Here is an 8,309-nt window from a genome sequence, read left to right as displayed (position 1 = left end):
GTAGAAGTCGTGCGCCGGGTCGAGGACGTGCAGCTCGCGCAGCGCGGAGGCGGCGGCGTCACGGCCGCCGACGCGGACGGCCGCGAGGTCGGCGGCGAGCTCCTGGCGGCGGGAGCCGGCGAGGGTGGCCCGCAGGTAGAACTTCGCGTAGAGGGTGTACAGCCGGGCCATGGCGCGGTAGCTGATCCCCTCGCCCGCGGTGTCGATCTCCTTGGCCTTCTTGCCCTGGGCGGTCCGCTTCTCGGCCCGCTTCTCCTGCCGGGCGCGCTCCTTGGCCTCCTTCTTGTCGGCCTGCTCGTGGAAGTGCGTGACGGTACGGACCAGCTGGGCGTGGCCGCGCCGGATCAGCGGGGTGAGGCGGGTGTCGAGGTTGGCGTAGTGGCCCATCTCGTGGGCGAGCACGGCGCGCATCTGCATCTCGTCCAGGCCCGCCATCAGGGGCAGGCCGAGGTAGAGGCGGCGGGTGCCGGGGCGCAGGCCCAGCAGCCGGGCGTCCTCGGAGACGGAGGCGTTGACCTCGTCGGTCAGCCATATCTCGTCGGGTGCGCGGGTGCCGACCTCCGCGGCGATCTCGCGTACGGCCCGCCACAGCGCGCCTTCGTGCTCCTCGGTGGCGGGTACGCCCGCCGCCGGCTCGGAGCGGGGGGTGCGGAGCATGAACATGCCGCGCAGGATCGGGAAGGCGAGGACGACGGTGACGAGGACGAGCTTGGCGGCGGCGGGGCCGCTCAGCCAGTGCAGGACGGCCCAGTCGGCGAGGCCGAGGAGGCCGAGCAGGACCAGGCTGAGCAGGTAGAAGCCCGCGAGCAGGACGAGAGCGCGCAGCGCGCGTAGTGAAGCGCCCATCAGGACGGATCCCCCCAGGGACGAGTGGTACGGGTGGCGAGGCGGCCCCGCGCGGGAGGCGCGGCGGACGATCACGGCCGGAATCATGCGGCCTGAACCGTACGCACGGCAACTCCGCCGGCCCCCGCCCGGCCCGCCCACCAGCCCGTTCCCGCGGGCCCCGCCCCCGATCCCCTTACCCGGCCCACCCGTTCAGGAGTCCGCGCCCCCGGCGGAGGGTCAGTGGGGGAGGGTGGCCGGGGAGCCGCCGTTGGCCTCGTAGCCGGCCACGGCCAGGGCGCGGTACACCGCGTACGAGGCGGCCGGGTCCGGGGAGGCGGACCACGGCAGGGCGCCCACGCAGCCGTCCACGTGCCGGACCTGCTCCATCGCCTCCGCCCAGCGCTCCATGTTCACCAGGAACAGCAGCAGCAGGTGCCGTACGTGCGCCAGCATCGGGTCGTCGGCCCGCGCCGAGTGCACCGCGTACAGCGCGCCCTCCACCGCCCGCGTGACGACCGCGCTCTGCCAGAAGCTGTTCACGAGGACCACCTCGGGCAGGTGCTCGTACACCGCGAACAGCGGCAGCGCCGCGAGCAGGGAGCCGCGCGGGGCGCGGGCCGCCGCGGCGTGCGAGAAGGCGTCGGCCTTCTCCCGCGAGCCGTGCCACTTCTCGCACCAGTAGTGCAGGGCCGCGATGTGCGCGCCCATGTGCGCCGGGGCGAGGTCCATCACCTTCGCCCACAGCACGTCGAAGTCCGCCTCGGAATACCCCAGTGCCCGCGCGATGGCCAGCTCCGTGATGAACGGGACCGGGTCGCCGGGCGCCAGCAGCGTCGCCTTGCGGCAGGCCGCCCGGGCCTCCTCCAGGATGATCCGGTGGTCCTCGGACCCCACTCCGCCCGAGTGCCGCCACGCCTGCTGCACCAGCAGCTCCGCGTGCACCTGGGCGCCGCCCGCGTCCTTCTCCGCCTCCAGCCGCCACGCCTTCAGCCACGCAGCGCCGGCGCCGGGCTGCTGCACCAATTCCAGCGCGGCCGCCCCGCCGAAGGCCTGGACGCGCTGCCAGCGCGGCTCGCCCTCCTTCGGAGTGCCGGCCAGCAGCGCCGAGGCCGCCTGCCACCCGCCGCTGCGCTGGACGTTGCCCAGCGCGTCCATCAGGTCCTGGTCGGGCCCGGGCACCCGGATGTCCAGCTCCTCCTGCAGGGCGAACCCGTAGTCCGCGGGGTCGGCCGCGTCGGGGCTGCCGGGCGCGACCTGGCGGGGGCCGCCACCGCCGCGCCGGGCCCGTACGAACTGGAACGTCATGGCCGCGACCAGGGCGAGTCCCATCAGGACCCAGATAATCTGCATGCCCTCCAGCGAACCAGACACGGCCGGGGAAAGGCCAATGCCCCGCCCCCCCCTCACCCCGCCCCTCACCCCGCCCCTCGCCTCGCCCCGCTCCCCGGTCAGCGCACCGGCAGCGCACCGTCAGGCCAGGAGAGGACTCCGCCCCGGTCGGGGCATAGCATCTGCCCATGAGCGACGACAGCCACGAGCACCAGAGCTTCGAGACCCGCGCGATCCACGCGGGCAACACCGCGGACCCGCAGACCGGCGCGGTCGTCCCCCCGATCTACCAGGTGTCCACGTACAAGCAGGACGGCGTGGGCGGACTGCGCGGAGGCTACGAGTACAGCCGCAGCGCCAACCCGACCCGTACCGCGCTGGAGGAGAACCTCGCGGCGCTGGAGGGCGGCCGGCGCGGCCTCGCCTTCGCGTCCGGGCTCGCCGCCGAGGACTGCCTGCTGCGCACGCTGCTCTCCCCGGGCGACCACGTGGTCATCCCCAACGACGCGTACGGCGGCACGTTCCGCCTCTTCGCGAAGGTCGTGTCCCGCTGGGGCGTCGAGTGGTCGGTGGCCGACACCTCCGACGCGGACTCCGTGCGCGCGGCCCTGACCCCGAAGACCAAGCTCATCTGGGTCGAGACCCCCTCGAACCCGCTCCTCGGCATCACCGACATCGCGATGGTCGCCGACATCGCGCGCACGGCCGGCGCCAAGCTGGTCGTCGACAACACCTTCGCGTCCCCCTACCTCCAGCAGCCCCTCGCGCTCGGCGCCGACGTCGTCGTGCACTCGCTGACCAAGTACATGGGCGGCCACTCCGACGTCGTCGGCGGCGCCCTCGTCACCGCCGACGAGGCCCTCGGTGAGGAACTCGCCTACCACCAGAACGCGATGGGCGCCGTCGCCGGCCCCTTCGACTCCTGGGTCGTGCTGCGCGGCATCAAGACCCTCGCCGTGCGCATGGACCGGCACGCCGAGAACGCCGCGAAGATCGTCGAGGTGCTCCAGCGCCACCCGAAGGTCACCAAGGTCCTCTACCCGGGCCTGCCCGAGCACCCGGGCCACGAGGTCGCCGCCAAGCAGATGCGCAACTTCGGCGGCATGGTCTCCTTCCAGGTCGCCGGCGGCGAGGAAGAGGCCGTCGCGGTCTGCGGCCGCACCAAGATCTTCACCCTGGCCGAGTCCCTCGGCGGCGTCGAGTCCCTCATCGAGCACCCGGGCCGCATGACCCACGCCTCGGTGGCCGGCTCGGCCCTGGAGGTCCCGGCGGACCTGATCCGCGTCTCCGTCGGCATCGAGAACGCCGACGACCTCATCGCGGACCTCACCCAGGCCCTGGGTTAAGCCCGTCGTCCCCGCCCCCGGAGGCCTACCAGCCCTCCAGGGGCGGGGAGACACCGCTCGGCGGCGTGACCCACGGCCGCGTCAGCACCGCCCAGACCGTGAAGGCCAGCGCCGCCGCGCACAACAGCGTCCAGCCGAACCGGCGCAGCGCGCGGCGGCGGCGCAGCATGCGCCTGCCCCGCACCGCGGCGGCCGCCGCCAGACCGGCCGGGACCGCCGGGTGCGGCCCCTCCAGCAGCGCTCTGACCTGGGCTTCCTTCCGGTCGAGGGGGCTCATGCGGCCTCCCTCGACCGGGCCCGGCGCAGCGCGGCCACCGCCCGGTGGCAGACGGCCTCGACCCGCTCCGGCGCCAGTCCCAGCTGCGCGGCCGTGACCTCCTCCGCGACGCCCTCGTAGATCCGCATCACCAGGACGAGCCGCTCCAGCGGGCTCAGCCGCGCCAGCACCCCCGTGCCCGGGCCCAGCCGCCGGGCCGTGCGGGCGTACGCCGCGCAGAGCTCCCGGCGGGTGTGGTCGTACGGGTCGTCGCCGCGCAGCCGCTCCCAGTGCGCGTACGTACGGGCCAGCGCCCCGGCCAGGATCCGGCGCGCGGCGGGCGCCGCGGACGGCGCCCCGGCAGGTGCCCCGGACAGCGGCTCCGCGGTCAGCAGGACGGCGACGTGCAGCAGCCGCCCCGCCGCGCCCGCGACGAAGGCCTCGAACTCCGGGTCCCGCCCCGAACGCCGGTCCACGGCACCCATGGTGGGGCCGGTGCCACCACCCCGGTCAAGGGGTCGGACGCGGCCGGATCACGGACACCGGCTCAGGAGGCCGGACCGCCCTCGGCCGCCGCGGCCATCAGCTCCGACAGGGACACGTTGAAGCGGGTCAGCAGCGTCGTGAACACCTCGCGCTCCTCCTCTGCCCAGCCCTCGGTCACCCGCACCATCAGCTCCCGCCGCGAAGCGCGGACCTCCTCCAGCCGCGCCAGCCCCCGCGCGGACAGCGCGAGCACCACCGCCCGGCCGTCCTCGGGGTGCGAGGTGCGCTTGACCAGGCCGCTGTCGACGAGCGGGGCGACCTGCCGGGTGACGGTGGACGAGTCGATGCCCATCCCGCCGGCCAGCGCCTTCACGCCCATCGGGCCTTCCAGGTCGAGGCGGTTCAGCAGCAGGTACGCGGCGCGGTCCATCGAGTTGCGGGCCTGGCCGACGCCGCCCAGGCGGGTCTGCTCGGCCCGCCGCGCGAAGACCGCCACCTGGTGCTGGAGCGCGTCGAGGAGACCGGATCCGGCGGGCGCTTCGGCCGCCGCGGGCAGGTCGGAACTGGCCGGGATGGTGGGCATGGCCGTGGGCTCTCTTCGCATGGGGCCGACAAGGATGGGGGACAGAGTACGCGGCCGTACGGCGGCTCGTACGCCGCCTACGAGAACTCGTACGGAGCCTGGGGCCGGGCACCCCACCGGCGTTCCGCATGGCGAGATTTCGCCCCTGAGCCGGGACCTCCGCGGGCTGCGAGACTGGCCGCATGAACTACCGCGTGCCCCAGCCCGTCCCGCAGGTCATCCTCGACGACGTCCGGGGGGCCCAGAAGATGCTCTCCGGCGTTTCCCGGGTCACCGCGATGGAGGGCAGCCGGCACCTTTCCGCCCTCACCGGCTCCCCGGTCCACTTCAAGTGCGAGAACCTCCAGCGGACCGGCTCCTTCAAACTGCGCGGGGCGTACGTGCGCATCGCGGGCCTGCGCCCCGAGCAGCGCGCGGCCGGCGTCGTCGCCGCCAGCGCGGGCAACCACGCGCAGGGCGTCGCGCTCGCCTCCTCGCTGCTCGGGGTCCGCTCCACGGTGTTCATGCCCGTCGGCGCCCCGCTGCCCAAGGTCGCCGCCACCGAGGAGTACGGCGCGCAGGTGCGCCTGCACGGCCAGGTCGTCGACGAGACCCTCGCCGCCGCCGAGGAGTACGCGGACCGCACCGGGGCGGTGTTCATCCACCCCTTCGACCACCGCGACATCATCGCCGGTCAGGGCACGGTCGGCCTGGAGATCCTGGAGCAGTGCCCGGAGGTCCGCACGATCCTCGTCGGGATCGGCGGCGGCGGCCTCGCGGCCGGGATCGCCGTCGCGGTGAAGGCGCTGCGCCCGGACGTGAAGGTGATCGGCGTGCAGGCGGCGGGCGCGGCCGCGTACCCGCCCTCGCTGAGGGCCGGCCACCCCGTGGCGATCGACAACCCGACCACCATGGCGGACGGCATCAAGGTCGGCCGCCCCGGCGACGTCCCCTTCAAAATCATTGGCGAACTCCTCGACGACGTCCGTACGGTCTCCGAGGACGCGCTCTCCAGCGCGCTGCTGCTCTGTCTGGAGCGGGCCAAGCTCGTGGTCGAGCCGGCCGGCTGCAGTCCGGTGGCCGCGCTGCTGAGCGAGCCCGAACGGTACGGGGGCGGTCCGGTCGTGGCCGTCCTGTCCGGCGGCAACGTCGACCCGCTGCTGCTCCAGCGCATCCTGCGCCACGGCATGGTGGCGGCCGGGCGCTACCTGTCGCTGCGGCTGCGGGTGACCGACCGGCCGGGGGCCCTCGCGGGCCTGCTGGGGGTGCTGAGCACGGTGGACGCGAACGTGCTGGACGTCAGTCACGTACGGACCGACCCGCGCCTCGCGCTCACCGAGGTCGAGGTGGAACTCCACCTGGAGACGAAGGGCCCCGAGCACTGCGCGCAGGTCGCCCGGACCCTGCACGGCGCGGGCTACGAGGTCACGGGCTGAGGGACGCGGCCGGGGCGGCCCGGACGCGACGGGTTCGGAAAAGACGATGGCGCAACGCGATATGACGCGATACGGTGCCGTTGCGCCGGGCGAGGCCTGCCCGGCATAGTCAGGAATCGCGTAGGAACGCCCCGGTTTCTCCACCGGCTTCGGCGCGCCCCGCGGCCCGATCGACTCAGGGAGCATCCCTTATGCCAGGCGCCATCTACGCCGAAGGTCTGGTGAAGACCTTCGGCGACGTACGGGCACTGGACGGCGTGGACCTCGACGTCCCCGAAGGCACCGTGCTGGGCCTGCTCGGCCCCAACGGCGCCGGCAAGACCACGACCGTCCGCGTCCTGACCACCCTCCTCCAGCCCGACCGCGGCCGCGCCGTCGTCGCCGGGATCGACGTGCTCAAGCACCCCAACGAAGTCCGCCGCTCCATAGGACTCTCCGGCCAGTTCGCCGCCGTCGACGAGTACCTCACCGGCCGCGAGAACCTCCAGATGGTCGGCCAGCTCTACCAGATGGGCGCCAGGGCGGCCAAGGCGCGCGCGGTCGAACTCCTGGAGCGCTTCAACCTCGCCGAGGCCGCCGACCGCACCGCCAAGACCTACTCGGGCGGCATGCGCAGACGCCTCGACCTCGCCGCCGCCCTCGTCGTCCGCCCGCCCGTGATGTTCATGGACGAGCCCACCACCGGCCTCGACCCGCGCAACCGCCAGGCCCTGTGGGACGTCATCGAGGAACTCGTGGCCGGCGGCACCACCCTCCTGCTCACCACCCAGTACCTGGAGGAGGCCGACCGCCTCGCCCACGACATCGCCGTGGTCGACCAGGGCAAGGTCATCGCCCGCGGCACCTCCGACCAGCTCAAGGCCCAGACCGGCGGCGAGCGCGTCGAGGTCGTCGTCCACGAGCGGGAGCACATCACCACCGCCCGCCAGGTCCTCGCCGGCTTCGGCAAGGGCGAGGCCACCGTCGAGGAGCACACCCGCAAGCTGACCGTCCCGGTCTCCGGCGGCGCCAAACTCCTCGCCGAGGTCATCCGCGAACTGGACTCCCGGGGCATCGAGATCGACGACATCGGCCTGCGCCGCCCCACCCTGGACGACGTGTTCATCTCCCTCACCGGCCACGCCGCCGCGCTCACCCCGGACGACGAAGGCACCGACGGCGCCGCGCCCAAGGACAAGGCCCCGCACAAGGAGGCGGCGAAGTGACCATCACCTCCCCGGCCGTGGAACGCGCGGCCCCCCGCCCCCGCGGCGGCATCACCCAGGGCGTCCGGGACTCCCTGGTGATCGCCAAGCGGAACCTCATCCGGATGTCCCGCATCCCCGAGATGATCATCTTCGGCGTCATCCAGCCGGTGATGTTCGTCGTCCTCTTCAGCTACGTCTTCGGCGGCTCCATCAGCGTCGGCGGCAACACCTCCCCGGCCGCCTACCGCGAGTTCCTGATGGCCGGCATCTTCGCCCAGACCGTCACCTTCGCCACCGCCGGAGCGGGCGCCGGCATCGCGGACGACATGCACAAGGGCCTCATCGACCGCTTCCGGTCCCTGCCCATGGCCCGCGGCGCGGTCCTCACCGGCCGCACCCTCGCCGACCTCGTCCAGACCACGCTCACCCTCGTCGTCCTGGCGCTCGTGGCCCTGCTCGTCGGCTGGCGCACCCACACCAGCATCGGCGAGGTCCTCGGCGGCTTCGCCCTGCTGCTCCTGCTCGGCTACGCCTTCTCCTGGATCGGCGCCCTGATCGGCCTGTCGGTGCGCACCCCGGAGGCGGCCACCTCGGGCGGGCTGATCTGGCTGTTCCCGCTGACGTTCATCTCGATCGCCTTCGTCCCCTCCGACAACATGCCGGCCTTCCTGCGGCACATCGCCGAGTGGAACCCCTTCAGCGCGACCGTCCTGGCGGCCCGCGAACTCTTCGGCAACCTCCCGGAGGGCTACCCGGTGCCGCAGGCCTGGCCGATGCAGCACCCGGTGATCGCGTCGATCCTCTGGTCGGTACTGATCATCGTGGTGTTCCGCACCCTCGCCGTCCGCAAGTACCGCTCGGCCACCGCCTGAGCCCGGA

Annotated in this window: 9 protein-coding genes; 4 read left to right on the top strand and 5 right to left on the bottom strand. The window is 73.5% G+C overall.

Features of this window, described 5'->3' with window-relative positions; genetic code table 11:
* On the bottom strand, positions 1-846 hold an 846-nt coding region (locus tag ACFV0Q_RS34325; protein WP_385010849.1), incomplete at its 3' end, for a M48 family metallopeptidase.
* Between the two features lie 219 nt (positions 847-1,065).
* On the bottom strand, positions 1,066-2,178 hold the full coding sequence (locus ACFV0Q_RS34320; protein WP_385010847.1) for a hypothetical protein: 1,113 nt from the start codon (positions 2,176-2,178) through the stop codon (positions 1,066-1,068).
* Positions 2,179-2,345: 167 nt separating this feature from the next.
* Here ACFV0Q_RS34320 and ACFV0Q_RS34315 point away from each other — a divergent pair, with 167 nt between their 5' ends.
* Positions 2,346-3,503, top strand: a complete 1,158-nt coding sequence (locus ACFV0Q_RS34315) for a cystathionine gamma-synthase (RefSeq protein WP_385010846.1) — start codon at positions 2,346-2,348, stop codon at positions 3,501-3,503.
* A gap of 25 nt (positions 3,504-3,528) precedes the next feature.
* On the opposite strand, the gene ACFV0Q_RS34310 is transcribed toward ACFV0Q_RS34315, so the two are convergent.
* From ACFV0Q_RS34310 to ACFV0Q_RS34300, 3 genes are all read right to left on the bottom strand, one after another.
* Positions 3,529-3,780: a hypothetical protein gene (locus tag ACFV0Q_RS34310; RefSeq protein WP_385010845.1), complete on the bottom strand. Its 252-nt coding sequence runs from the start codon at positions 3,778-3,780 to the stop codon at positions 3,529-3,531.
* On the bottom strand, positions 3,777-4,244 hold the full coding sequence (locus tag ACFV0Q_RS34305) for a sigma factor-like helix-turn-helix DNA-binding protein (RefSeq protein ID WP_385010843.1): 468 nt from the start codon (positions 4,242-4,244) through the stop codon (positions 3,777-3,779). The genes ACFV0Q_RS34310 and ACFV0Q_RS34305 overlap by 4 nt, the downstream gene beginning before the upstream one ends.
* A gap of 62 nt (positions 4,245-4,306) precedes the next feature.
* On the bottom strand, positions 4,307-4,828 hold the full coding sequence (locus ACFV0Q_RS34300) for a MarR family winged helix-turn-helix transcriptional regulator (RefSeq protein WP_385010841.1): 522 nt from the start codon (positions 4,826-4,828) through the stop codon (positions 4,307-4,309).
* Between the two features lie 182 nt (positions 4,829-5,010).
* Between ACFV0Q_RS34300 and ilvA the strand changes: the two genes are divergently transcribed.
* From ilvA to ACFV0Q_RS34285, 3 genes are all read left to right on the top strand, one after another.
* On the top strand, positions 5,011-6,243 hold the full coding sequence (ilvA, locus tag ACFV0Q_RS34295) for a threonine ammonia-lyase (RefSeq protein WP_385010839.1): 1,233 nt from the start codon (positions 5,011-5,013) through the stop codon (positions 6,241-6,243).
* Positions 6,244-6,434: 191 nt separating this feature from the next.
* Positions 6,435-7,448 (top strand): ATP-binding cassette domain-containing protein, encoded by a 1,014-nt coding sequence (locus ACFV0Q_RS34290; RefSeq protein ID WP_385010837.1) that lies wholly within the window; start codon positions 6,435-6,437, stop codon positions 7,446-7,448.
* Complete coding sequence (locus tag ACFV0Q_RS34285; protein ID WP_385010835.1) at positions 7,445-8,302, top strand: ABC transporter permease; 858 nt, start codon at positions 7,445-7,447, stop codon at positions 8,300-8,302. The genes ACFV0Q_RS34290 and ACFV0Q_RS34285 overlap by 4 nt, the downstream gene beginning before the upstream one ends.
* Positions 8,303-8,309 lie beyond the last annotated feature (7 nt).

Origin of the sequence: Streptomyces sp. NPDC059564, from assembly GCF_042735575.1 — a bacterium.
Lineage (GTDB): Bacteria > Actinomycetota > Actinomycetes > Streptomycetales > Streptomycetaceae > Streptomyces.
This window is presented reverse-complemented; position numbering and strand designations above follow the sequence as displayed.

What these genes read in the sequence shown, in the direction of transcription:
- ilvA (WP_385010839.1), top strand. Translation starts at nt 5,011, where the DNA reads ATGAACTACCGCGTGCCCCAGCCCGTCCCGCAGGTCATCCTCGACGAC.
- ACFV0Q_RS34300 (WP_385010841.1), bottom strand. Translation starts at nt 4,828, where the DNA reads ATGCCCACCATCCCGGCCAGTTCCGACCTGCCCGCGGCGGCCGAAGCG.
- ACFV0Q_RS34310 (WP_385010845.1), bottom strand. Translation starts at nt 3,780, where the DNA reads ATGAGCCCCCTCGACCGGAAGGAAGCCCAGGTCAGAGCGCTGCTGGAG.
- ACFV0Q_RS34320 (WP_385010847.1), bottom strand. Translation starts at nt 2,178, where the DNA reads ATGCAGATTATCTGGGTCCTGATGGGACTCGCCCTGGTCGCGGCCATG.
- ACFV0Q_RS34315 (WP_385010846.1), top strand. Translation starts at nt 2,346, where the DNA reads ATGAGCGACGACAGCCACGAGCACCAGAGCTTCGAGACCCGCGCGATC.
- ACFV0Q_RS34305 (WP_385010843.1), bottom strand. Translation starts at nt 4,244, where the DNA reads ATGGGTGCCGTGGACCGGCGTTCGGGGCGGGACCCGGAGTTCGAGGCC.
- ACFV0Q_RS34290 (WP_385010837.1), top strand. Translation starts at nt 6,435, where the DNA reads ATGCCAGGCGCCATCTACGCCGAAGGTCTGGTGAAGACCTTCGGCGAC.